The 21,862-nt window shown below is 65.5% G+C and carries 25 protein-coding genes and 3 pseudogenes; 9 read left to right on the top strand and 19 right to left on the bottom strand.

All coding sequences use genetic code 11. The features are described 5' to 3' along the window. The first annotated feature begins 513 nt into the window (after positions 1-513). Together ACWEKS_RS35885 and ACWEKS_RS35880 are read left to right on the top strand one after the other, a co-directional pair. The gene (locus tag ACWEKS_RS35885; RefSeq protein WP_452344217.1) at positions 514-738 is read left to right on the top strand and encodes a hypothetical protein; all 225 of its coding nucleotides are present in this window, start codon (positions 514-516) and stop codon (positions 736-738) included. 48 nt (positions 739-786) lie between these two features. Further along, the gene (locus tag ACWEKS_RS35880; RefSeq protein WP_452344216.1) at positions 787-1,017 is read left to right on the top strand and encodes a hypothetical protein; all 231 of its coding nucleotides are present in this window, start codon (positions 787-789) and stop codon (positions 1,015-1,017) included. A gap of 58 nt (positions 1,018-1,075) precedes the next feature. Here the strand turns inward: ACWEKS_RS35880 and ACWEKS_RS35875 are convergent, their stop codons facing one another. The 9 genes from ACWEKS_RS35875 to ACWEKS_RS35835 form a co-directional block, all read right to left on the bottom strand. Continuing rightward, on the bottom strand, positions 1,076-1,888 hold the full coding sequence (locus tag ACWEKS_RS35875; protein WP_452344215.1) for an SDR family NAD(P)-dependent oxidoreductase: 813 nt from the start codon (positions 1,886-1,888) through the stop codon (positions 1,076-1,078). 314 nt (positions 1,889-2,202) lie between these two features. Continuing rightward, a complete protein-coding gene (locus ACWEKS_RS35870) occupies positions 2,203-3,153 on the bottom strand; it encodes a TIGR03564 family F420-dependent LLM class oxidoreductase (protein WP_452344214.1) in 951 nt (316 codons plus the stop codon). Between the two features lie 172 nt (positions 3,154-3,325). Then, complete coding sequence (locus tag ACWEKS_RS35865) at positions 3,326-4,645, bottom strand: maleate cis-trans isomerase family protein (RefSeq protein ID WP_452344213.1); 1,320 nt, start codon at positions 4,643-4,645, stop codon at positions 3,326-3,328. A gap of 3 nt (positions 4,646-4,648) precedes the next feature. Continuing rightward, the gene (locus ACWEKS_RS35860; protein ID WP_452344212.1) at positions 4,649-5,530 is read right to left on the bottom strand and encodes an NAD(P)-dependent oxidoreductase; all 882 of its coding nucleotides are present in this window, start codon (positions 5,528-5,530) and stop codon (positions 4,649-4,651) included. Positions 5,531-5,644: 114 nt separating this feature from the next. Beyond that, a complete protein-coding gene (locus ACWEKS_RS35855) occupies positions 5,645-6,232 on the bottom strand; it encodes a TetR/AcrR family transcriptional regulator (RefSeq protein ID WP_452344211.1) in 588 nt (195 codons plus the stop codon). A 200-nt stretch (positions 6,233-6,432) separates the two neighbouring features. Beyond that, the gene (locus ACWEKS_RS35850; RefSeq protein WP_452344210.1) at positions 6,433-6,657 is read right to left on the bottom strand and encodes a hypothetical protein; all 225 of its coding nucleotides are present in this window, start codon (positions 6,655-6,657) and stop codon (positions 6,433-6,435) included. Between the two features lie 57 nt (positions 6,658-6,714). Continuing rightward, positions 6,715-7,422: a response regulator transcription factor gene (locus ACWEKS_RS35845; RefSeq protein WP_452344209.1), complete on the bottom strand. Its 708-nt coding sequence runs from the start codon at positions 7,420-7,422 to the stop codon at positions 6,715-6,717. Positions 7,423-7,460: 38 nt separating this feature from the next. Beyond that, complete coding sequence (locus ACWEKS_RS35840; RefSeq protein WP_452344208.1) at positions 7,461-7,709, bottom strand: hypothetical protein; 249 nt, start codon at positions 7,707-7,709, stop codon at positions 7,461-7,463. 19 nt (positions 7,710-7,728) lie between these two features. After that, entirely contained in the window at positions 7,729-8,109 is a 381-nt protein-coding gene (locus ACWEKS_RS35835; protein WP_452344207.1) for a MerR family transcriptional regulator, read from the bottom strand. Positions 8,110-8,175: 66 nt separating this feature from the next. Here ACWEKS_RS35835 and ACWEKS_RS35830 point away from each other — a divergent pair, with 66 nt between their 5' ends. The 4 genes and pseudogenes from ACWEKS_RS35830 to ACWEKS_RS35815 form a co-directional block, all read left to right on the top strand. After that, a complete protein-coding gene (locus tag ACWEKS_RS35830) occupies positions 8,176-9,390 on the top strand; it encodes an MFS transporter (protein WP_452344206.1) in 1,215 nt (404 codons plus the stop codon). Next, a complete protein-coding gene (locus ACWEKS_RS35825) occupies positions 9,387-10,736 on the top strand; it encodes an NtaA/DmoA family FMN-dependent monooxygenase (protein ID WP_452344205.1) in 1,350 nt (449 codons plus the stop codon). The genes ACWEKS_RS35830 and ACWEKS_RS35825 overlap by 4 nt, the downstream gene beginning before the upstream one ends. After that, the gene (locus ACWEKS_RS35820) at positions 10,733-11,965 is read left to right on the top strand and encodes an LLM class flavin-dependent oxidoreductase (protein WP_452344204.1); all 1,233 of its coding nucleotides are present in this window, start codon (positions 10,733-10,735) and stop codon (positions 11,963-11,965) included. The genes ACWEKS_RS35825 and ACWEKS_RS35820 overlap by 4 nt, the downstream gene beginning before the upstream one ends. Positions 11,966-12,146: 181 nt before the next feature. Continuing rightward, positions 12,147-12,374 (top strand): annotated as a pseudogene (locus tag ACWEKS_RS35815) (relaxase domain-containing protein); the annotation flags it as partial. A 96-nt stretch (positions 12,375-12,470) separates the two neighbouring features. On the opposite strand, the pseudogene ACWEKS_RS35810 reads toward ACWEKS_RS35815, so the two are convergent. From ACWEKS_RS35810 to ACWEKS_RS35795, 4 genes and pseudogenes are all read right to left on the bottom strand, one after another. After that, positions 12,471-12,797: pseudogene (locus ACWEKS_RS35810) on the bottom strand (hemin ABC transporter ATP-binding protein); the annotation flags it as partial. Beyond that, positions 12,793-13,040 (bottom strand): annotated as a pseudogene (locus tag ACWEKS_RS35805) (transposase); the annotation flags it as partial. The pseudogenes ACWEKS_RS35805 and ACWEKS_RS35810, both read right to left, overlap by 5 nt. Next, the gene (locus ACWEKS_RS35800) at positions 13,022-13,240 is read right to left on the bottom strand and encodes a hypothetical protein (protein ID WP_452344203.1); all 219 of its coding nucleotides are present in this window, start codon (positions 13,238-13,240) and stop codon (positions 13,022-13,024) included. The gene ACWEKS_RS35800 and the pseudogene ACWEKS_RS35805, both read right to left, overlap by 19 nt. 223 nt (positions 13,241-13,463) lie before the next feature. Then, the gene (locus ACWEKS_RS35795) at positions 13,464-13,775 is read right to left on the bottom strand and encodes a hypothetical protein (protein WP_452344202.1); all 312 of its coding nucleotides are present in this window, start codon (positions 13,773-13,775) and stop codon (positions 13,464-13,466) included. A gap of 135 nt (positions 13,776-13,910) precedes the next feature. On the opposite strand from ACWEKS_RS35795, the gene ACWEKS_RS35790 reads away from it, so the two are divergent. Further along, the gene (locus ACWEKS_RS35790; protein WP_452344201.1) at positions 13,911-14,465 is read left to right on the top strand and encodes a hypothetical protein; all 555 of its coding nucleotides are present in this window, start codon (positions 13,911-13,913) and stop codon (positions 14,463-14,465) included. A gap of 12 nt (positions 14,466-14,477) precedes the next feature. Then, positions 14,478-17,351, top strand: a complete 2,874-nt coding sequence (locus ACWEKS_RS35785) for a M48 family metalloprotease (RefSeq protein WP_452344200.1) — start codon at positions 14,478-14,480, stop codon at positions 17,349-17,351. A 265-nt stretch (positions 17,352-17,616) separates the two neighbouring features. Here ACWEKS_RS35785 and ACWEKS_RS35780 read toward each other — a convergent pair whose 3' ends face one another. From ACWEKS_RS35780 to ACWEKS_RS35755, 6 genes are all read right to left on the bottom strand, one after another. Further along, complete coding sequence (locus ACWEKS_RS35780) at positions 17,617-18,264, bottom strand: hypoxia/intracellular survival transcriptional regulator MosR (RefSeq protein ID WP_452344199.1); 648 nt, start codon at positions 18,262-18,264, stop codon at positions 17,617-17,619. Further along, the gene (locus tag ACWEKS_RS35775; protein WP_452344254.1) at positions 18,254-18,682 is read right to left on the bottom strand and encodes a TIGR04255 family protein; all 429 of its coding nucleotides are present in this window, start codon (positions 18,680-18,682) and stop codon (positions 18,254-18,256) included. Before ACWEKS_RS35775 ends, ACWEKS_RS35780 begins: the two co-directional genes overlap by 11 nt. 104 nt (positions 18,683-18,786) lie before the next feature. Then, complete coding sequence (locus ACWEKS_RS35770) at positions 18,787-19,095, bottom strand: hypothetical protein (RefSeq protein ID WP_452344198.1); 309 nt, start codon at positions 19,093-19,095, stop codon at positions 18,787-18,789. Then, entirely contained in the window at positions 19,092-19,364 is a 273-nt protein-coding gene (locus ACWEKS_RS35765; RefSeq protein ID WP_452344197.1) for a hypothetical protein, read from the bottom strand. Before ACWEKS_RS35765 ends, ACWEKS_RS35770 begins: the two co-directional genes overlap by 4 nt. Next, positions 19,361-19,621 carry a hypothetical protein gene (locus tag ACWEKS_RS35760; RefSeq protein ID WP_452344196.1) on the bottom strand — a complete coding sequence of 87 codons (261 nt, stop codon included), beginning with the start codon at positions 19,619-19,621 and terminating at the stop codon, positions 19,361-19,363. The genes ACWEKS_RS35765 and ACWEKS_RS35760 overlap by 4 nt, the downstream gene beginning before the upstream one ends. 79 nt (positions 19,622-19,700) lie before the next feature. Further along, positions 19,701-20,633: a LysR family transcriptional regulator gene (locus ACWEKS_RS35755; protein ID WP_452344195.1), complete on the bottom strand. Its 933-nt coding sequence runs from the start codon at positions 20,631-20,633 to the stop codon at positions 19,701-19,703. Positions 20,634-20,903: 270 nt separating this feature from the next. Here ACWEKS_RS35755 and ACWEKS_RS35750 point away from each other — a divergent pair, with 270 nt between their 5' ends. Then, positions 20,904-21,827, top strand: coding sequence for a zinc-binding dehydrogenase (locus ACWEKS_RS35750; RefSeq protein WP_452344194.1), 924 nt, complete (start codon positions 20,904-20,906; stop codon positions 21,825-21,827). The last annotated feature ends 35 nt before the right edge of the window (positions 21,828-21,862 follow it).

Raw genomic sequence — 21,862 nt, 5'->3', positions numbered from 1 at the left:
GCTGTAGCCGGCGATCACATCGCAAAGCCCTCGAGGGGGTTGGGCGGACCTGGGTGCTGCACGCGAGGTCCAGTGACGAGAAAGTCACGCCTAGAGCTTCTAACAGGTTCGGTCAGTTGGTGTCGGGTTCTGTTGCAGTGCAGGATGTTTCGGCGCAGCAGCCCCCTGGATCGTGGATGATGAGTTGTGGGCGGTAATTCGAACCGCTACTGCCGGTGAAACTGGCCGGAACACCGGGACCGCCGCAGATGGGCAGCCGACGGGTGCTGAAGGGGTCTTGTTCGTGCTGATCACTGGGATCGGGTGGGAAGACCTCCCCTAGGAGCTGGAGTTCGGGTCCGGGGTGACATGGTGGCGTAGGTTGCGGGACTGGCGAGCCGCCGGGGCGTTCGACAGATCCATCGGGGGCGTGCTTGCCCGTTGCCACGGCGCAGGGTTGATCGATTTCGACCGGGTCATGGTCGACGGCGCGGTGAACTCGTCGCGGTCGGCGGTCCCCGCGAGAAACTGGACGTGCTGCGAGGAGTGCGCCGCATTCGCGCCTGCGCGCACCTGATGCGGGCGATCGTGCTGCTGGCGGCGGTGGGCTTCTTCGCAGTCGACCTGCGGGTGACGGCCCGGCTGCTGGCCAAGTCCGAATTCGGTGTCGTGCCTGCGACTTTCGGGCTGGTCGCGACGTCGCTGGCCGCTGGTTCGCGGCTGTGCTCGGCGGGGCGGAGGCCGTGCTGGGGCGGGTGACGAATCTGACGGCGGCGATGGTGCTGGCTTGCGGTGTGCGGGGTCGCGATGACCTCGTTTCTGCCGTCGACGAATCACCATCTGCGGTTGAGCTGCGGGCCCGAGGACCGCACCCATGTCATCGCTGTCTGCACCACAATTGTGCAGGGCGTGACCCCGCTGGCCGCACTTGCGGTCGCGTTCTTCGCCCATCGGGTGGGGGTGCTGGCGGCCGGTGGTCTGGCCGCGCTCGGCGTCGTGGGTGCGATGCTCCCGCAACAGCGTCGCGCACGGCGATGACGAGGGACGCGGGCGGGGATGTCTGGGTCGGTGGGGCAGCCCTGGCGCGGGTGTCATCTCAGCGGCCCGCCAGCAACTCGCGGGTCAGCGCGTCGAGTGTGCGTGCCGCGGCGGGATCGAACCCGGGGGCGCCTACGTCGATGCGTCTGCCCTCGACGTAGGCGCTCAACAGCTCCCTGGGCGGAGAATCGATGAGCTCGATGATCGGTTCGGCCGCGACCGGGATCGGTTTGCCGTGGCGGCGCATGTTCTCCACCATGGCCAGAGTGCCGGGGTCGTATTCGCCGGTCTGACCGGTCGCGGTGACGCCGGGGTGTACCAGGATGTAGCGGGTCTTGCCGTGCGGGTACTGCTCGGCGAACGACACCCCGAGCAGGTCATTGAGCTTGCCGCCCTGACCGAGCGCGGCTCCGCCGGCGTAGTGGCGGGCGAACTGCAGGTCGCCGAAGTTCGCCGCGGACAGCGGTGCGCCGGGACCGGCCACATTCACGATGGCCGGTGTGTCGGCCCGTTCGAGCGATTCGCGCAGTTCGTGGCTGAACAGGAAGCGGCTCAGATAGAAATGCGCGAACGTCGACTCGATCCCGTCGGGGGTTTGGGCCCGGCGCGAGCGGTAGAACCGGGCGCACAGCACGAGGGTGTCGATCACCGAATAGGACGCCTTGATCTCGTCGAGGACCTTCCGGTTCGCCGCGAGCGGGCCGAGGTCGGCGCGCACGAAGATCCCGTGCTCGCCGGCGTGGGCGAGGAACGCGCGGCCTTTCTCGGCGTCGCGGCCGATCACGACAACCCGGTCACCGCGCTTGACGTATTCGTCGGCCAGATACCGGCCGATGCCGTCGGTGCCGCCGGTGATGACGATGGTCTTCACTTATGCCTCCTGGCCGACCGCGGTCGGCGACGATGGAGTTCTAATTCAGTCATGCCGGATGCTTTTGGCACGCTGGGGATTTCGTACCAGTGTGAGCAGGAGTTGCTGGGCCGGTGCCGAAAACGAGGACACCCGGTTGTCCTGGAACGGGTCTAAGATCGGCGGATGACGCTGACCAGGCCGATCGACTGGACTTGTTTCGCAGTGCATTTCGATATCTAGTAGGACTGGGTCATCGATGCTAGGTGGACAGGCTGGTTGGTCGGCGACACCGTGCGCGTGCGCGCCGGGGCTGAGCTCGGGATCGCGCGGTGCTACACCGTGGGCAGGGATGCAGCCGCCGAGGAGTCGGCCCGGTCGGCGGTGAGTGCCCCGGCCAGTGCCCAGGTGCGGTGCTGATTGTCCGGGCCGGCCAGGTCTGTGGTGGTCAGTACGACCTCGGTGGCGCCGGCGTCGTAGTAGCGCTGGATTCCGGCGGCGATGGTCTCCTCGTCGCCGATGAGCGCCAGATCCGCCGCCCGCGAGGCGCCTTCGAGTTCGATGACCCGGCGATAGGACGGTACCTGCTCGTAGAACGCCAGGTGTTGCACCGCCGTCGCACGGGTGCCCTCGACATCGGAGGTGACGATTGCTGGGACGAAGGCGACGATGCGCGGCGCGGTTCCTGACGTCCGCGTGATCACTGGCACGATGTGCTCGCTCAAGGTCTTCGGGCCTGCCAGATACGGCAGGATACCGTCGGCGAGTTCCCGGGTGACGCGTAGTGCTTGCGGCCCCATCGCGGCCACCAACACCGGTACGCGTGGTTCGGCCCCGGGAACCGCGGTCGGTAGCGGCGGTGTGACCGTCAAAAGTTCGCCGTGGAAGCCAGCGGTGCCTGTGTCGAGCAATTCCCGAAGGGCGGTGAGGAACTCGCGCAAGCGAGCAATGGGCCGGTCGAAGGCCATGCCGAACGCGCCGGCGGCGAGCGTCGAACCGACGGCCAGACCCAGGTGATAACGCCCATGCGTCGCGGCTTGGACGGTCTGCGCCTGAGAAGACACCAGCAGCGGATGGCGCCCGACCACGGGGATGGCCGAGGTGCCGACCTGTACGCCCGGCACCTCCCGGCCCACGATGGCGGCGAGGGCGGGGGAGTCGTAGTCCATCCGCTGTCCGAACCACATCGACCCGATACCCAGCTCGGCGACTGAGCGGGCCTGCGCCACGATCTGGTCGACGTAGTTGCCCGAATTGGAGGCAGCGAGCGCAATTCCGAGAGTCATGCCAGGCGCAACCCACGCGCGTGAGCGCCTGTTCCTCAACAGCGAGATGAAATCATCTTGATCACAAGGATTTTCGTCATCCAGGAGTCTGCGGGACGATCCTTTGGGAAGTGATACGCCGATGCGGCAGTGGCGACTGGGCCTGCTGTTATCGGCAGGACCCGTGCCGGGATCAGGAACTCGCCGACCAGCGCGAAAAATCTGCCCTGAACAGTATTTCCGTTGCATCTTCCGGCGATGCTATGGCGACCCCAGAAGCGGGCGAAGACTCCGCTGGTTCGATCAGGTACGAGCCGACTTGGTACAGCCAGAATCGTTGTGATCGTAACGATTTCTTGCACAGTGCTGGGTGACGATGATGGAGGTCGGATGTCCGGCAGGAGAAGCGAGAACACATGTACGACATTCGACGGCTGATGCTGCTGCGTGGCTTGGCCGGGCACGCGATGCGGACAGCGGTTTCCGACTGCATAGCGTCGGCGGTCGGCAACAGCTGCGCATCGTCGAGGACGAGGTCGGCGTCGTCATGACCCGGGTGCGAAGGCCGTATCCTGCGCCGGGTGAGCCGGTGATCGTTTGGGCTGGTGCGTCGGCTGGTGGGGGAACTCGTTCCGTCGGAGTATGCGCTGACGGCGGCGGCCGGGTGGGTGGTCAGGCGTGCGAGGAATCGCCCGCATAAGTCGGAGACGACGCTACCTGAGGTGGTCATGATGTCTTGCTCCTGGAAATCTCGGTACTGCTCACAGGTATTCGAAGATCCGACCATGGCCGGAGAACCGATCGCCGATCCGAGGCTGCGCAGCGCATGCCAGTACAGGACGGCGTTGTTCGACAGAACGGGCTTGTCGAGGAACAGTTCGGCAGCAGCGGCGAACCGTGCCATCGCGATGTTGGTACCCACTTGAACGATGGCTTCGATGTCCAGGGAGTCCACCGTCTCTACGGCCGCACGAAGGCTGCGGTGATCGATATGGGCGATCGATGCCGGCGTCGCGGCGCCCAGTCCCTCGATCGCGACGACGTCGTCGTACTCCCAGTCGTCGAAAAACCTTCGTACCGTGGTGCCTCCGAGTTTCAGATACGGCGTGATCACAGCGAACCGAGTCAGCCTGCCCAGCTGGCTCAGCGCCGCGCTGATCGTGTCCGCGCTGGTGATCACCGGACGCCCGCCGGCGTCGTCCCGGAACGCCGCCACGATCTTGTCCTGGTTGTCGGACCCAGCCCAGAACGCTTCCGGGGACCCGCCCACCACGACGATGTCGGGATCGGCCGTGCACAGCGATTCGATGGCCGGTGTGGCGGACGCGCGGATATCGTCGAGGACTTGGTCGAAGCCGGGGCGCTCGACCATCGTGGAATTGCGAATCACCATTCGCGAAAGAGGATTGGTGACCCCGACCGGACGCAGATCATCGATTTCGGGTTGGGCGGAGGTATTCGTGGACGGCACCAAGAAACCGACCTTGGCGCGATATCCCTGGCTGTCGGTCATTGTTCACTCATCGCTTCGGTCGGCGAAATAGCTCGCCGCCATGTCCTCGTGGCCGTGCCCGGCCCGCTGTGCCGCTCGATAGCGCGCGAGCCCGGCCTCGATTTGCGGCAGCCACACCTTGGCTGCCGCGGCCGCGTCGATGGCCAGTTCGGTGTCCTTGATGGCGTTGTCCACCGTGAAGTTCGGAGAGAAGTCCTGCTGCAGAATGGCATTCGTTTTGATCGTGCCGAATGCGGACTCCAGTGGTCCACCGGTGACGGCGGTCGGCAACAACTGCGGGTCCACGCCGAGGGCTTCGGCGAAGCGGATCGATTCGGCGACTCCGTGGGTGATCGCCGAGATCAGTGTGTTGACAACCAGTTTCAGCTTGCTCGCGTCGCCGGGGCGGTCCGAGACCCAGATCGTCGCCTTACCGATCGCGTCGAACACCGGGGCCACCGCTGCGCGGACCTCCCGAGGTCCCGAGGCGAGGACCACGAGCTGGGCATTCTCCGCGGGACCCTTCGTTCCCTGCACGGGAGCGTCCACGAGGACCAGCGAGCGAGCCGCGGCCGCCTTGGCGATGTCCGAGATTCCCTGGACACCGACCGTGCTGATCTGAACGAGCACAGTGCCCGGGGTCAAGGCGTCCCCGGCGGCCTCCAGAATCGCCAGGACCGCCGCGGCGTCCTTGACGACGGTGAGCACGATCCGGGCGCCGTGCACCGCGTGGGGGACCGAGTCGGCGACCCGGACATCGTCGGTCCGCAGATGGTGCGCCCGGTCGACGGTGCGGTTCCAGACGGTGACGGCGAATCCCGCGCGCCGAAGGTTGCGCGCTATGGGCGCGCCGATCGTTCCGGTACCGAGTACGGCGACGGCGAGTTCTTGCCGGGTGAAAGTCATGATTCCTTCCGATCGTATTGAACTGTTCGTTCCAGTAAGAGGCAGCGCGCGTAACGCTGGAGAATGCGGGGGCGGCGCCTGGCGCCGAGACGACGGGATCGAGATCCTGCGCTGTTATTGGTGCAACGGTGCGAGACAGGTATCGGTGGCCGCGCTCAGCCATTGCGCGCGATGGTCGGCAGCGATCGCCTTGGCCACCACGCGTAATCCCTGCACGGTGACCACGATCGACCGAGCCAGCGCTTGCGGATCGACCGAGGATTCGACCTGTCCCAGCGACTGTGCGCGGCGGATGGCGCCGCAGATGGTGTCCGCCATGGTCGTGAGGTTGTACGAGGTGAGTGCGCGCACCGCGTCGTCGCGGCCCGAGAACTCGAGTGCGGCATTGGCGACCATGCACCCCATGCCCCGCGAATCACCGAGCTCGTCCTCGATCACCGACCGGACCAGCTCACCGATCGCCTCGACCGGCCGAGTCGAACACTCGATCAGCGCGTACTGCTCGCTACATCGGGCGTGGTACCGCCGCAACGCCGCCAGATACAGCTCACGTTTGCCGGAGAACGTGTTGTACAGGCTGCTTCGCTGCAGCCCCGTGGCCTCGATGAGGTCCTGGATTGAGGCATCGGCGTACCCCTTCTCCCAGAACACCGACATCGCCAGATCCAGAACCTGATCGCGATCGAACTCGACTGTACGCATCGAAGGTGGCCCCGTTCTGTACTGTTCGGTCCGGTTAGGTGTAGACAGTAACGCCCCACCGCACCTGTGTACAACGAAGGAATCACTCTGAATCTTGGGGTAGATTGCGCGGAATCCGGCGCTAAGGAATTACTGTTTGGTGCCGTCCCATATTTGACGTGCTCGTACGCCGCCGGAAGTCACCGATGTGCGACCTCGTTCTACGCCAGGTGCTCGGGCAGATCACTGGCTATCGACTGCACCGGCAGCGCGGTCTCGGCCGAGCGGCCGCCGTAGCAGCCGGCGCTCACCCGGGTGAGGCTGGCGCGCGGGGTCGTCCCCTCGGCGACCAGGCCGGGCACAGCGAGCAACTCGACGACGAGCCGGTCGGAGTATGTGACGCACGGGTACCAGCGATCCGGCGCGGGCCCCATGGACGCCGGCACTCGATTGTCATTCGGGGTTTCGCCCCCTCGGTCGGATGATGTGGTTGCGGCGGCCGGTCAGGATCGCGACGAGATCGCGCATCCGCATGAGCACGTACTGATCACCGAGTTTGGTGGCGCCCATGCGTTTCGCGACGATGATGCCCGCGGGGGCGTCGTCGTGGACCTTGGCGCGAGCTGGTCGCCGAGGCCGAACGCATGAGGGTTGCAGGCGAGCATGAGCAGCAGATCGAACTCCTTGCGGGTCGTCTCCACCCGCCTTCCGTGCACGAATACCGCCCTTCGGGCGGGCTCGATTCGCAGCGCTCCGAACTTGAGGGGTGCCTCCTGGCTCTCAGTCGATACGCTGCGGCGCATGACAGCGTGGATGCGGCACAACAGTTCCCGGAAGCTGTAGGGCTTCACGACATAGTCGTCGGCGCCGGATCGGAAGGCAAGCACGCGGTCGAGTTCGTCTCCTCGGGCGGTGACGACGATGATCGGGACCGCGCTGATCGTCCGGACAGCGCGACAGACCTCGAGTCCATCGATATCTGGGAGTTCGAGGTCGAGCAGGACGAGCGCGGGATTCTCGATCGTGTGCAGGATTTCCGAGCCGCTCTGAACAACGTCGGCCGAGTGGCCGTGGCGGCGCAACCGCTGAGACAAGTCCTCGGATTCGGCGGGGTCGTCCTGTGCGATCAGGATCCGGAAGGTTTCCGGGGATCTCGACGCCTTGAGCGGAACCGGCCAGGAGAAGGGTATTTGGTCGGTGTGCCCGAGCATGTGATGTCCCCCTCAGGATGCGAACGAAAGGACGCCGACTACCAGAGTCCATCGGCCGAAGGCGTCGGACGTCCATCACCAGTGGTCGGGTTGTCAACGATGACCCAGTCGGCGAGGAGTTCCCAGGCTATCCCCGAGGCTTGCCTTGCTGGATCGTTCGGGATCAGTGGCGGTGTCGCGGAACCCGTTGGTTCCTGCGAGGATTCGCGTTGTCGATAGTTGAAATCAAGAGATATGAAATCCGAGCTTGCGTCGGTGCGGGCGTCGAAGAGGTTTTGTTGCAACATCTCTCATGCTCCTCAGGCGTCATGAGGTCGCGCGGAGATCGTCGGCGTCCAGGACGGCCTCGAGGTACTCGGCGATGGCGTCGCGGTTGTGGGTGAGCACTTCGATGCGCTCGGTCATGCGGTTCAGCTCGTGCTCGAGCGTGGCGATCATCTGCGGGGTGGCGTCGGTGAAGTGGATGACTCGGGGTTTGTTCAGGCAGGGCAGGATTTGCTTGATGATGCGGGTCGGCAGGCCCGCGTCGAGCAGGCCGCGGATCTGCATCACCCGGTCGACGAAGGCATCGTCGTAGTCCCGGTAGCCGTTGGGTGAGCGGCGTGCGACGATCAGCGCCTTTTCCTCGTAGTAGCGCAGCAACCGGGTGGACGTGCCGGTGCGACGGGCCAGCTCTCCGATGCGCATGTGATGTTCCTCATCTCGGCGAATCCCTTGACCTTCACACTTATGTGAAGGTTTCACGATACCCGCATGGCGAATCGAATACAGGTCCCGCGGTCGGAGACGACCACGAAAGATGCTCAGCGACTGCCAGTTCCGTCGTTGCTCGCGCTGACCACCGCAGCGTTCATCACTGTGCTCACCGAGGCGTTGCCCGCTGGCGTACTGCCCGGAATGAGCGCCGACCTGAGCGTCGGCGAGTCGGCAACCGGGCAGCTGGTCACCGTCTACGCGATCGGAACTGCGGTGTCCGCCATTCCGTTATCGGTGGCGACGGCTGGATGGCGGCGCAAGCGGCTGCTCCTGGCTGGAGTGGCCGGATTCGCGGTGGCCAATACCGTGACGGCGGCGTCGCTGTCGTACCCGCTGACGCTGGTCGCGCGGTTCATCGCCGGCATCGCGGCCGGTCTGGTGTGGGCGTTGCTGGCCGGGTATGCGCGCCGTCTCGCGCCGGAATCGTTGCAGGGCAAGTCGATTGCGATCGTGATGGCCGGCATTCCACTGGCGCTGTCGCTGGGCATCCCGCTGGGGACGTTCCTCGGCGATGCGGTCGGCTGGCAAGTGACGTTCGCGGTGATGTCAGTGCTCGCGGTGGTGCTACTGGCATGGATCTCGTTGGTGGTTCCGGACTTTCCCGGGCAGTCGGGCGGCGGTCGCATTCAGCTGTCGGCAACCGCACGAGTTCCCGGGGTGGGTGCGGTGCTGTTCGTCACCCTGGTGTTCGTTCTCGCACACACCGTCCTCTACACCTACATTGCCAGCTTCCTCGATGGGGCCGGGTTGCACGGCATGGTCGGTGCGGTGCTGCTGGTCTTCGGCATCGCGTCGATGGTGAGCATCTGGTTCACCGGCGCGCACATCGACCGCCGCCTGCGTGGATTGACCATCGCCGGAACGATTCTGGTGGCCATCGCGGCCGCGATGCTGGCCGCGCAGGTGCACAACGCGGTGCTGATCTACGTGGCGGCCGCGCTGTGGGGATTGGGCTGGGGCGGCGTGCCGACCCTGCTGCAGACCGCGGTGGCGATCGCCGGCGGTGACGCCGCCGATGCGGCCCAGGCCATGCTGGTCACGCTGTGGAACGTGGCGATGGCCGGCGGCGGTGTCGTCGGCGGGGTGCTGTTGACGCTGTTCGGCCCGATGGCATTCCCGTGGACCGTGCTGGTGCTGCTGGCACCCACCCTGCTGGTGGTCCTCGGCGCTCGCGGGCATGCCTTCCCCGTTCGATCGAAGGACTACGCGTGAAGCAGATTCACCTCGCCGCCCAGTTGCCCGGCATCCACCACACCACCGTATGGTCGGACCCACGGGCGGGAAGCCAGATCGAATTCGAATCGTTCGCACAACTGGCGCGCACCGCCGAGCGCGGCCGATTCGACTTCTTCTTCCTCGCCGAGGGACTGCGGCTGCGGGAACACAAGGGACTCCTGCACGACATGGACGTGATGGGCCGTCCGGAATCGCTGACCATGCTGTCGGCGCTCGCTGCGGTCACCGAACGCCTGGGCCTGGCCGCGACGATCAACGCCACCTTCAACGAACCCTATGAGGTGGCCCGGCGGCTGGCCACCCTGGACATTCTCAGCGATGGCCGGGCCGCATGGAATGTGGTGACGAGCTTCGACGCGTTCACCGGTGAGAACTTCCGGCGCGGCGGGTTCCTCGCCGAGGCGGACCGGTACACGCGCGCCGCGGAATTCCTGGCGACCGCGCGCGAGCTGTGGGACAGTCTGCGGTCGGACGACATCCTCGCCGACCCTGTCGGCGGTGCGTTCATCCGGCCCGGTGCGGGCGAATTCTCCCATCCCGGACAGCATTTCGACATTCATGGCAGGTTCGCCACGCCATCGGGTCCGCAGAGACACCCGGTGATCATCCAGGCCGGCGAATCCCCGGCGGGCCGTGACTTCGCCGCCCGGGAAGCAGAGGTCGTCTTCAGCAAATACGACCGGTTCGACGAGGCTCGCGCGTTCTACCGTGACGTCAAATCCAGGCTCGCCACCTACGGCCGGACGGCCGACGAACTGCTGATCTTCCCTTCGGTCACGTATGTGCTCGGCGATACCGCGGCCGAGGCCGCCGATCGCGCTGTGGAGATCGCTCGTGCCCAGGTCGGCCCGCGCACGGCCCTGACTTTCCTGGAAGGGATCTGGGGCTGCGATCTGTCCGCATACGATCCGGACGGGCCGCTACCGGAAATCGATCCGATTCCGGAAAGTCAACTACTTCAAGGACATTCGACGTTCCGCAGCGGACGCATGGAGACGGCTCTGCGCTGGCGGGAGATGGCGGCAGCGCGGGGGTTGAGCATTCGGCAACTGGTGATCGAGATCGCCGCCCGTCCGACCTTCGTGGGCACGCCGGTCGCCGTCGCCGACGCCATCGAGGACTTCGCCCGTCGCGGCGGCGCCGACGGCTTCATCTTCGTCCCGCACCTGACACCCACCGGACTGGACGATCTGGTCACTCATGTCGTCCCGCTGCTCCAAGAGAAGGGGGTGTACCGCACCGAGTACACCGGCACCACGCTGCGCGAGCACCTGGGCCTGGACCGCAGGCCCGGACACACCACTGCAAGGGAGGCATCATGACCGAACTACACCTGGCCGTCGCGCTCGACGGCGCCGGCTGGCATCCGGCGGCATGGCGCGAGCCGAACGCGCGCCCCCGCGAGTTGTTCACGGTCGGATACTGGCGCGAGCTGGTCGCCGAGGCCGAACGCGGGCTGCTGGATTTCGTCACGATCGAGGATGCGCTGGGCATGCAGTCCGCTCGGTTCCATCTGCCCGACGACCGCACCGACCAGGTGCGCGGCCGCCTGGACGCGGTCCTGCTGGCCGCCCGGCTCGCGCCATTGACCACGCATCTGGGCCTGGTGCCGACGACCAATGTCACCCACACCGAACCGTTTCATCTAGCCATGGGTATCGCGACGCTCGACTATGTCAGCCACGGGCGTGCCGGCTGGCGTCCGCAAGTCTCGTCGCGTGCCGCGGACGCGGCCCATTTCGGCCGCCGCGAGACCCCACTGCTGTCGCCGACGGATCTGTCGGGCCCCGAGGCGATCGCGGCGGCGCTGGCCGAGTTGCACCGCGAGGCCGGCGACGTCGTCGAGGTCGCTCGGCGGTTGTGGGACAGCTGGGAGGACGATGCCGAGATCCGCGACGCCGCCACCGAGCGGTTCATCGATCGAGACAAACTGCACCACATCAACTTTCGTGGTGAACACTTCAGTATCCGCGGCCCAGCGATCACCCCGCGGCCGCCGCAGGGGCAGCCGCCGGTCACTGTGCTCGCTCATGCCTCGGTGCCCTACGAGCTCGCCGCAGCCGCAGCCGCCGCCGACATCGTCTACGTCACACCGCACTCGCGCACGGATGTGACTCGGATCCTGGGTGAGGTCGACGCCGCGCGGGCGAAGACCGGCCGTCCCGCTGACCGGCCTCTCGCGGTCTTCGGTGAACTGCTCGTCGTGCTCGACGAGCAGCCGGGCGCCGCCGCCCGTCGCCTGCACCGGTTCGACACTCTCGACGGCGAAGCACTGACCTCCGACGCCGAGATCTTCACCGGAACCCCGGGCGAACTGGCAGATTTGATGGTGGACTGGAAATCGGCCGGTATCAACGGCTTTCGGCTGCGACCGGCCGTGCTGCCCGACGATCTCCAGGCGATCTGCCGCGACCTGGTCCCGCAATTGCAGAGCCGGGCGGGGTTTCGGACCGCGTACGAGGCGACGACCTTACGGGGCATGCTCGGCTTGGCCCGGCCGATCAGCCGCTATGCCGACGCAAGCCAGCGCCGGACGGCGGCGACATCGTAAGGGCGGAGTGCAAGCAACCAAGCGGCACCACGGCCGTAGTGCCGGATGGGCCGTCGGCCCACCGCGTGCCGACGGTCCGCAACGTCCACCAAGTCGGCAGCCGGATTTCGCGCTTACGGTAGCCGCACTGGGTCGGTAGTCGTTCAGCGAGCGTCCTGGCACCGACCCGGCGAGGCGGCCGATCCGCGAAGTCGATGGTGTGCCACTGGTGTTGATCGACTATTGGTCAAGCCGCGATGCCGCGATCACCGCCCGTCTCGACGTGCTCGCGGCCAAGTTCGCACGCGGGGTCGGGCGCGAACCGATGCCGAAGGAAATGTTCGCGCTCATGGAGCGCGCGGCCCTTGAGACCCGACCGTCCTGGCATCGATCCCGTTCCTGGGCCGAGCAGCGCGCCGACTGGCGCCGGCAAGCCGAATCTCTTCTCGGCACGCCGGAGATGCAATCGGTGCCGCCGGCGTGCGGGCCGGGGCGAATGCGCCTGGCCCGCACGGGTTCCAGCGGGTCAGCGGCGGACGGGCAGCACCAGTTGCGCGCCGGTCGCCGGGTGGTCGAAGACGTCGACCGGGTGCTGGTAGACGCGGGAGAGCAGTTCGGGGGTGAGGATCTGGCGGGGCGGGCCGTCGGCGGCGATGCGCCCGGCTTCCAGGACGGCGACCCGGTCGGCGTAGGCGGCGGCGACGCCGAGGTCGTGGAGCACGACCACGACGGCCGCGCCCGCGGCGGCACGCTCGCGCGCCAGGTGCAGCACCTGCTCCTGGTGGCCGAGATCGAGTGCGGCGGTCGGCTCGTCGAGCAGCAGGGTCGCGGTGCCCTGGGCCAGCACCCTTCGAAAGCCCTTGTGCGGTGCGGCGTTCAACGTAGGCGTGGGTGCGGGGGTCATGGCGCATGCGGACCACGGCGATGGCGTAGAGGGCGTTGTTGGCTGCCCGGTCACCACCGCGGCCCCGGCGGTGTCAGCGGGTGCGACCGGATGAGGCGGGATTGGGGCGACGCCGGCCAGGTGCGCGGACGCGGCTTCCGAGCGCATGTGTTGGGGATTGTCGCCGGCGCTGGTCAGCAGTTGCCCGGCGGTCTCAGGGCCGACACGTCGAGCTCGCCGTGGAAGCCCCGGCGGGCGCGGTTGCCGTAGCCACTGGCGGTGCGGCCGTCGAGGACGGTGCGCATGTGGCCGTATTGGATGGCCAATACCACCAAATCGCGGGTTCGGAGCTCGAGTTCCTGGTCTATCAATCCGGCTTGGCGACGGCCGAATCCCGCTTCGATCGTCAGCATTCCCCATGCGAACCGCTGGTCGACTCCGTTCCCATCCTTATAGTGCCCCGCCGAGGGCACAGCCGGGACCATCATTTACCCAGGTCAGGCGCAGTCCGCGAATCGCGAGGAAATCAGCGCAAATGCAAAACCCCAGGTTGGGAGTCGCAGGTTAGCATCATAGGGGATTGCTGTCAGCTAACACCCCAGCTCAGAGCACCTATAGCGCAGCATAGCTAGCTGATCAGCCCTTCGAGATGACCACGGCATGTTGACCTTTCGGCGTGCTGCGTGGAGTGTTGCGATGACCGCCTGAACCCATAGGGAAGACCGGCCGGGCAAGGAAATTCAACATCGCCTGCCCATATCCGGTCAGCAGCCCCGCAGGCGCGGGCTGGCTGGCCGCGCACTCGCCGAAGGTCAACAGCAGGGTGCTCTTGCCGACGCCGGCCTCACCGCGCAGCACCATCACCGCGCCTTCTCCAGTCTGTACGGCGCGATCGACGCATCCCAGTAGCAAGGACATCTCGTCAATTCGGTCGACCAGAGCCTGCATCGATCCACGACAACACGCGTCCCCTCCGGATCGACAGAGCGTGTGACTGGGTATCACCTCTTGTTCGGGCGCATAGGGTTCCCTCGCACGGTACCCTTGACAGGTAGGCCTAGCTGGCTCTCGTTGGGGGGAAAAATGGCCGAGCATTCGGTCGACAACGCCGAAAACCTTGACAACAGTACGGTTTTCGCAATCGTCCGTGACGTGATCGCCATCGTCTCGCCGGACGAACTGCCGATCATCGACGGAATGGCGGGATTCGACGCGTCAACGATCACTCAGAGACTCGAACAAATGAAGGCGTCGAGAGAGCCGCTCGGCTTCGGAGTCGCCGCAGTCGCGGCCCTGGCGACACCAGTGGTGTGGATTGCGGTCAACCGTGCGGCAGACCGTCTGGGTGTGGCCGTCGGTGACGGTGCCGCATCGGCCATGAAAACCTTGACCCGAAAGGTGTTTCGCCGCAAGGCCGAGCAGCCCAGGAGAATGCCGCCGCTGACCGAGGAACAACTCGCCGAAATACAGCGGCAGGCTCTGGAAATCGCTGGGCAACGAGGGCTCGACGAGGCCCGAGCGCAGGCCATCGCAGACGGTTTGGTCGTGCGCCTGATGCTGACCGCCGCCAACAAGGACGAGTCATCGCCTCCCACCCCCTCCGAGGAGGAACGTCGCTCCGGCACTTCACCTTCTTGAGGTGAGGCCGAGATGACCGACACCCGCCCCGACGAACAGCTCGGCGATGATGCGATCGGTGCTGGCACGACGCTCCGATTCGTCTTGTTGACGGTCCTCTTGATGGTCGCCAGCGCGGCGATGGCCTGGACCGTCCTCAGCGACTACATCGGCAGCGGACGCCTCGGCTGCGATATGGCGGCAGGAGTGGACCCGACTCGCGGGACAGTGCAGCGTGCGCTGCGCATCAAAGATCAGTGGACCGCCTATGAAACCTGCGTCGCACGCTACGAGCCCCTTCCACCTGCCTGGGTGCCAATGGTGTGGACCGCCCTCATGCTCACGGTCACCTTCGCGATCTTCTTCGGGATCGGTGCCTGGAAATGCCGCCGCGCCAAAGTAGTTCCGTTCACAAGTGTCGATCCGACCGGCGACATTCGTGCCACCTTGACCGCCTTCGAGCAGGAATGCCGTTTGGCAGACAGCCCACGCTATGTCGTGGACAGGACCGCATTGTCCCTCGGCGCGGCGGTCTTCGGTCGGACCCGTCGGCCGATAGTTCGATTGAACGGTGGCCTGCTCGCGGTAAGGAACTCCGAACCGCACCGGTTCCGAGCGGTCGTGCTTCACGAATTGGGGCACGTCCGAAACCGGGACATCACCATCACCTACCTGTCGGTTGCGATGTGGCGGGCATTCATTCTGCTCGTTCTCATTCCATATCTGGTCTGGAACACGTATACGCTCCTGCGCGGGTTCACGTGGCAACGAGACGAAATCCCGACCATACGAAACATCGCGCTGGTCGCCTCCATGGTCGTTTTGATCTACTTGGCCCGCGCGGATGTCCTACGGAGCCGTGAGGTCTACGCCGACCTCGCAGCCGTGCGCTGGGGAGCCGACCCGCGCGGATGGGTGATCGCCAAACCGCACCAGTCACCGGGCTTCGTTCAACGGTCACTCGGCTCTTTTCAGGAGCTCTGGCTCACACACCCACGCTGGGACCTCCGACGCGGGATACTGAACGATCCGAGCGAATTGTTCGGTGTCCGCGGCCTACCCGTGTTCTTGACCGGAGCCGCCGCCGGACTGACAGTCGGCCAAATGTCCGATATTCTGGCAAACTTCCACCTGGCGCGCAGCAATTGGACTCAAATCATCTCCGCCGCGATCGCGGCCGCGATCGTATCGGGAATTGTAGGCTTCGCGCTCTGCCGGGCAGTCTTGTACGCGTCGCTGACTGGACAGAGACCACCCCGGCCTCTATTCGTTGGCCTTTCACTCGGGGCGGGCGGCGTGGCGGCCGAACTGATCATGGGCCGCGTCGCACCGGCGGAGTGGCTCCCCGGCAAGCCATTGGCACTGCTACTGATCCTGGCGTTCTTTGCTGGATACGCCTGGTGGAGTTCCGAGTTGACCGACCACTGGCTCACCGTGTGGCGCGCCAGGAGCCTCCGAACGATTGTTTATCTCGTCGTCGCATCGAGCGGAATCCTGCTGACTTTCTGGTACGGGTGGTGGGAACGCGAAGGTCAAGAGTATTCGATCGGCGCAGCCCTTGATATCGGAGCAGTACGTAAATGGAGGAATTCATTCTTCGGTGGGTACAATGCTGAGCACCGCGCCGAGGTCTGGGCGCAGAGCGCCCTGGACAAAATCGACATCTTGTGGCCCTTCGTCGCCGTGGCCGCCCTCACCCTCGCAGTATTTCTGGTCGCCCCGCTGGCGGCGTGGGGCGTCCGTGGCGCAGATTTCCTTCCGCGGCTACGACGCATAACGGGACCGGCATTTCTCGGTGCCGTGATCGCATGGATCGCAGCTGTCGTTGCATCGGCACACGCACACGACGTCATCCTGCTCCCGATTGCGGCGGCGCAAGGCCGATTGTCGACATCAAGGAAACAGCAGCTGTCGGCCTACTTGTCCTCCTACGACACCTGGATTATCGGCGCGGTTCTGCTCGGGGCCCTCGCCACTTCCGTCATAGCCTGCGCACTGGACCGACGCCATCGTCTTCTGCTCAGCATGCTTTCCACGCAGTTGGCAGTTATCCTCGGCGCGGGAGGAATCCTGCTGCTTCAATCCACCGACGGTTGCGTCGACCGGATCAAAGTCGTGCACCGGTACTGCGAATGGCACATCGATACCAAATCCGGCGTCATTCAGGACCTGGTAATTGTGTCACTCGTCGCGCTGGCGGGCGATTGCGTGCTCGTGGTGATCTGGTCCGCCGCCGCCCAGATCCTTCAATTCCGCCGAGGACGGTCGGGGGCCGAATCTCAACCGAAACATGTTGCGCGCCCAACCGTACGCCGACTCTTCCTCGCGGTAACGTGCATCGCTTCGGTGGCCATCGTCATTCCGGGGCTGGTCCACGCGCGATATATCGCCACGGGACCATCATCCGATTCGCCGGCAACCGCAGCTGCACTACTGCCATCCCCAGACTCACAGGCCTCACCGACGAAGGTCGAGAAATATCAGATCAAAGCCTGGTGGCAGTATGGAGGACTGGATGTCGTAAGACAATTCCAAAAAGCCACCGACGATTTTGACTCGGCAATCAGCAAGGACGCGAGCTCCGACATGGGAGAAACGCTGACTCGACTGTCGACGAGCTGCGGCGAGATCGCAGACACGTCCACATCAGCCTCACGCTATTTCCAGGTCCCCGCCCCGGTATCCGAGATCTCGTGGAAGACGTTTATCGACAGGGCCCGGACCGGAGGAACTGGCTGCCACGACGCGGTCCGCGCCATCCAGGATGCGAGGAGTTCGGGCAAGGACCCCGACGACACCGACAAGCTCATCGCCGACCTCAAGACCGCCCTGGACACAATACAACAGGCCCGCGACGCCTTCGAACTGTCGCTGACAACCTTGGACACCTCTCTGAGTCGCCCATAGGCCGGAATTCAGGCGGCCGTAAACTCCCCTCAACCGGCAGGATCGATCCGGTCACATAGCTGGAACAGATCGAAGAGTGGATTGCATCCGCGGTGTCTTCTGACAGTCCGACTCGCTGTGTAGGCACAGCCTTCGTGACCGTTGAACTGATCGTTTCGCGCCGACTGGGGCAGAGACGACCACCACGGCATATCGACCGCGCCAAAGGCCGCGGCATTGACCCGAATGGGGGAGTGTCATTCTGGCGTTTCAAGCTTGTTCGCTGTCACTCCGTTTGGCCTTCAGCTCTTGGGTCTGATCGAAACGATGCTGTCATCAGCAACGAATGTCTCGAAGGCGTCGTCGACTCTGGTTTCTCGTCAGTTGGGTTCGAACGCGTCGAAAGCTGCGTCCACGGCGGAGCCGTCGGTGTAGTGGCTCGCAAGTTCCAGCACAAGCTGTGGCCGGCCCCCGCGAGTATGTCCATGGGTGTGAGCGCAACAGCGGTACGCGGCCGCGCCTCCAGCCACGACACTGGCTCCTCGATCATGCGATCGGTCAGCATATCGACCAGCGCAAGAACCTCCGCCAACCGTCGGCGGTTCAACTCATTGGCACTTTCACCGCGGCGCCACTTCGTCACCGCCGCGACGCTGACTCCGGTGATTTTGGCGATGTCACGCCACGCAAAGCCGAGGTCGGACGGCTCCTCAAGTATCGTCTTCGGGGCTTTGCGGGCTTGCTCGTTTCGCCGCGCCTCAAGGTCGCGGATGAGCATGTCCCTTCGCAGCTCACCGGTTACGCCCTGCAGGTCTCGGACCTGACGATGCAAAACGTCTGCGTCACTGACGATCTCCGCTGTCATTCGGGTTCGAGGCAGGTCGGGGAACGCGTAGGGGCTGCCGCCAGCAGCGCTAACAAGCTCACTGCTCATCGTCGAACACCTTCCTCAGCTCGTCGGTAATCAGCGACTCGAAGAGCTCCTTGATCGGGGCATGGATACGATCACATATCCCCAACAGGATGGGCGTGAGGAACTCCGGAATCCGATTCTGGGTATCGGTCCAAGCACCGTCGGTATCGATCAGGAAGAACTCCCCGTTCGGTGTGCCGTTCGGCCGAACGAGATCAACCTGCGACTGAAACACCTGCCCGAATCCGGAACCGTAACGGAGGGTGTAGGAATCGCCCGCGTTGACGGTCGAAACGTACTGGATTGCGCACGGCTGCTGCTGGGTCCGCAACTGTGCATCCGAGGCCTGGCCATGCGGCCCAAGCAGCGATTCGGAAACCCAGCGTGACCAATCCACCGGACTCGGGTCTGACACCCGAATCTCGTCGATATATCGCAGCCCGACGCGCGGTCATGGTTCCAATGCTCCGAGCGCGGCCCACTCTGGCCGGTAGTCCTGGTGTTCGGCCCAGATGGCGGCGATCGGGGCGAGGTCGGCCTCGATCATGTGCTCGGTGTCGTGATGTCCCCAACCTGCGCGATCCGCCGGGCCGACGAGTCGACGCTCGTACGCCACGCGGCGCACTCGCACAGCACTTCGCGCGGGCTCGGCGCGCCGGGCGCGAAGTTGGACGACATCGCCCGATCGCCGCCGGGCCGCCGGACGGATCGGACGCGGCGCCGGACGAACCGGACCCACTGGTATTCGAGGTCGAATTCACCCGGTGGGAAGAACTTTTCGAGATCGAGCGCCTCGTGTGCCGCGGCCTCTCGCTCGGTGAGCCGGGCCTCGATGAATGCCGCGATGCTCACAGTGCCCACTCCTGCTGGTAGTCCGGGTGATCGGACCATACGGCGGCCACCACGCGTTGATCGGATTCGGACAGTTCGCGGGCAACCGAGGGGGCAGCGAGCAGCTGGGCGGCGGTTTGTTCGGAACGGGACCACACGCTGCCGTAGCTGGCGGACCCGGGACCCGTTCCGCGCCGATCGATCTCGGCGTGGAACAGCGCCGAGGTGATCGCGTCGACGTCGGTCGTCCGCTCAGCGAGGCGGGCCTCGATGAATGCCTCGATCGTCACGATGCCCGCCTCGGCGCGAGCTGGTCGACGACGGCCTCGGACACGGCGAGATAGTCCTCGCTCGGGGCGCCGTAGGTGATCCGGAGTTCGCCGCCGGGGTAGGTCTTCTCGGCATAGTTCCCGTGCCGGTCGTACTCGCGTCCTTTCGTCTGCGCCCATTCCTCGGCGACGTCGCGGTCGGTGAACAGGTACGCGGTGGTGTCACTGTGCCGGTCGGCCCAGATGACGACGGTCCGTGTGTCGCCCGAGGTGGTCATGCTGTCTTGTCCTCCGGTTCCAACAGCGCTCGATGAGCTTGTGCGCCCGGATCCATGCGACCGGAGTCACTGATGGTGATCATCCGGCCGTCGCTTGTGCGAAGGGCGTCTCGGAAATGTCGAGATCCCTGGGGACGCTGGCCCGGCAGGTCTCGACGAGTTGCCGGACGGCAGGCGTCAATTCGCGCACGACCAGCGAGGTCTGCGCCACGATCTCCGGATCGGTCAGCCGACGGAAGGCTACCCGTCGGGTGGGCAGTGCGGTGGCGGCCTCCTCATAGAGGACAGTCCACGACGGCTGCCCGGATCCCAAGAGCGCCAGGGTGTTCTGCACGGTGGTGAAGGCGCCCGCCAGCTGCGGAGTGAAACCCGCCGACCCGCACGCCTGTAACACTGTATCCACGAACGTGCGACTGGATTCCCGCTTGGAAAGACGCAGCGGAATCGCCGCCAGCCGCTGGAAGGGCAGTGTCGATTCCCCGGCCAGGGGATGTTCGGCCGGGAGCGCCGCGACCAGGCGATCAGTCCACAACGGAATCGCCCGTAGCCCGGAAATCGGCCGCAGCATGCGGATGAACGCGGCGTCGAGCTGGCGATCGGCCACCCGGGCCAGCCGCTCGGAGGCCGACAGGCTCTCCAGCAGGATCTGTGTCGTCGGCGCCTGGTCGTGCAACATCGCCAGAATGTGCCCGAGGCGCGAGGTCATCCCCTCGGCGGTGCCGATTCGCAACTGCGCCTGCATGTTCTCGCGGTGGGCGAGATCCTCGGCGAGGGTGCTGAACTGGTCGGCCGCGCCTAGGACGATCCGGGCCTGCTCGAGCAGCCGATGCCCGGCCGGGGTCAGGTCGGCGCCGGCGGCGGTGCGATCGAACAATCGCAGGCCGAGCTCGCTCTCCAGCGCCTTGATGCGCTGGCTGAGGGCAGGCTGCACGATGTGCAATCGGCGGGCCGCACGTCCGAAGTGTAATTCCTCAGCGACCGTGACAAAGCTCGCGAGATGCCTGAGTTCCATACACGCCCCCGTTGTGCGGTAACCGGTTCGCCGGAAATCCTACCACTCGACAATGAGAAAGGGCGGTTTGTAAAACCACAAAAGATACCTTACGGTCTCCCAATGGAGAGAGCGCCATAGTTATATTCCCCCTGATCCAGTGATCTCGATCACTATCCCTTGAGTGGCGATAATTCTTCGTGATCGGCCGATTAAAAGCCGTTCCTTCTCAGTTCTGACTACCGATGGAAGTATTCGAAGAGAACGTATCAGCACAGGAAGAGGGCACGAATGCTAGCAGTAATCAATAACCCGAGCGGTGATTCGCCGGTCTCCTTCGGAGATGTCGACGAACCAGTCCCCGCGCCACATGAGGCTCTCGTCGCGATCCGCGCGTTCTCCCTCAACCGTGGCGAATTGGCGCTGCTGGGGATTCGCCCCGAGGGCTGGCGGCCCGGCCAGGACATCGCAGGCGTGGTGATCGAGAGCGCGGCCGACGGCTCGGGCCCGCAGCCCGGCGCCCGCGTGGTGGGCATGGTCGACCAGGCCGGCTGGTCCGAGCGTGCGGCGGTGCCCACCTCACGGCTGACGGTGCTCAACGACGAACTCACCATGGAACAGGCCGCCGCCTTGCCGATGGCGGGCCTGACCGCCCTGCGCACGTTGCGCATCGGCGGTAGCGTGCTGGGCCGCAAGATCCTGATCACCGGTGCCAACGGCGGCGTCGGACGTTTCCAGGTGCAGCTGGCCGCGCTGTCGGGCGCGGTCGTCAGCGCGGTCACCACGCAGGCCGCCCAGGTCGCCGAGGAGCTCATCGGCCTGGGCGCCGCGGAGGTGGTGACCGATGTCGAAAGCGCCACCGGGCCTTTTGATTTGGTCCTGGAATCGGTCGGCGGCGCGGCCCTGACCGGTGCGCTGGCCAAGCTGGCTCCGGGCGGCACCGTGGTCGTGCTGGGCAGCAGTTCGGGCGAGAAGGCGCCGCTGGACGTGTACAACTTCATCGGCCACGAGGGCGCCCGCCTGCAGAACTATATCTCTTATGCCGCAACCGATCCCGACGACGTGGACCTCGCGATCCTGGTGTCGCTGGCGGCGGCGGGCCGGCTGGTGGCGACGCCGGGCCATGTGTCCGGCTGGGGCGACCTGGGCAAGGTCGTCGAGCGTATGCGGCAGCGCGAGCTGCCCGGCGGCAAGGTCGTCCTCGCCGTCGACTGAGGGTTCACGACCGCGGCGGGCGCCGCCGGCGCCGC

It is taken from the genome of Nocardia sp. NPDC004711 (genome assembly GCF_053601595.1).
This window is presented reverse-complemented; position numbering and strand designations above follow the sequence as displayed.

Excerpts from the sequence above, each read along its gene's own strand:
- ACWEKS_RS35880 (WP_452344216.1), top strand. The coding sequence starts at position 787 with ATGACCTCGTTTCTGCCGTCGACGAATCACCATCTGCGGTTGAGCTGC.
- ACWEKS_RS35870 (WP_452344214.1), bottom strand. The coding sequence starts at position 3,153 with ATGACTCTCGGAATTGCGCTCGCTGCCTCCAATTCGGGCAACTACGTC.
- ACWEKS_RS35865 (WP_452344213.1), bottom strand. The coding sequence starts at position 4,645 with ATGACCGACAGCCAGGGATATCGCGCCAAGGTCGGTTTCTTGGTGCCG.
- ACWEKS_RS35860 (WP_452344212.1), bottom strand. The coding sequence starts at position 5,530 with ATGACTTTCACCCGGCAAGAACTCGCCGTCGCCGTACTCGGTACCGGA.
- ACWEKS_RS35855 (WP_452344211.1), bottom strand. The coding sequence starts at position 6,232 with ATGCGTACAGTCGAGTTCGATCGCGATCAGGTTCTGGATCTGGCGATG.
- ACWEKS_RS35845 (WP_452344209.1), bottom strand. The coding sequence starts at position 7,422 with ATGCTCGGGCACACCGACCAAATACCCTTCTCCTGGCCGGTTCCGCTC.
- ACWEKS_RS35840 (WP_452344208.1), bottom strand. The coding sequence starts at position 7,709 with ATGTTGCAACAAAACCTCTTCGACGCCCGCACCGACGCAAGCTCGGAT.
- ACWEKS_RS35835 (WP_452344207.1), bottom strand. The coding sequence starts at position 8,109 with ATGCGCATCGGAGAGCTGGCCCGTCGCACCGGCACGTCCACCCGGTTG.
- ACWEKS_RS35830 (WP_452344206.1), top strand. The coding sequence starts at position 8,176 with ATGGCGAATCGAATACAGGTCCCGCGGTCGGAGACGACCACGAAAGAT.
- ACWEKS_RS35820 (WP_452344204.1), top strand. The coding sequence starts at position 10,733 with ATGACCGAACTACACCTGGCCGTCGCGCTCGACGGCGCCGGCTGGCAT.
- ACWEKS_RS35800 (WP_452344203.1), bottom strand. The coding sequence starts at position 13,240 with ATGCTGACGATCGAAGCGGGATTCGGCCGTCGCCAAGCCGGATTGATA.
- ACWEKS_RS35795 (WP_452344202.1), bottom strand. The coding sequence starts at position 13,775 with ATGCAGGCTCTGGTCGACCGAATTGACGAGATGTCCTTGCTACTGGGA.
- ACWEKS_RS35790 (WP_452344201.1), top strand. The coding sequence starts at position 13,911 with ATGGCCGAGCATTCGGTCGACAACGCCGAAAACCTTGACAACAGTACG.
- ACWEKS_RS35785 (WP_452344200.1), top strand. The coding sequence starts at position 14,478 with ATGACCGACACCCGCCCCGACGAACAGCTCGGCGATGATGCGATCGGT.
- ACWEKS_RS35780 (WP_452344199.1), bottom strand. The coding sequence starts at position 18,264 with ATGAGCAGTGAGCTTGTTAGCGCTGCTGGCGGCAGCCCCTACGCGTTC.
- ACWEKS_RS35760 (WP_452344196.1), bottom strand. The coding sequence starts at position 19,621 with ATGACCACCTCGGGCGACACACGGACCGTCGTCATCTGGGCCGACCGG.
- ACWEKS_RS35755 (WP_452344195.1), bottom strand. The coding sequence starts at position 20,633 with ATGGAACTCAGGCATCTCGCGAGCTTTGTCACGGTCGCTGAGGAATTA.
- ACWEKS_RS35750 (WP_452344194.1), top strand. The coding sequence starts at position 20,904 with ATGCTAGCAGTAATCAATAACCCGAGCGGTGATTCGCCGGTCTCCTTC.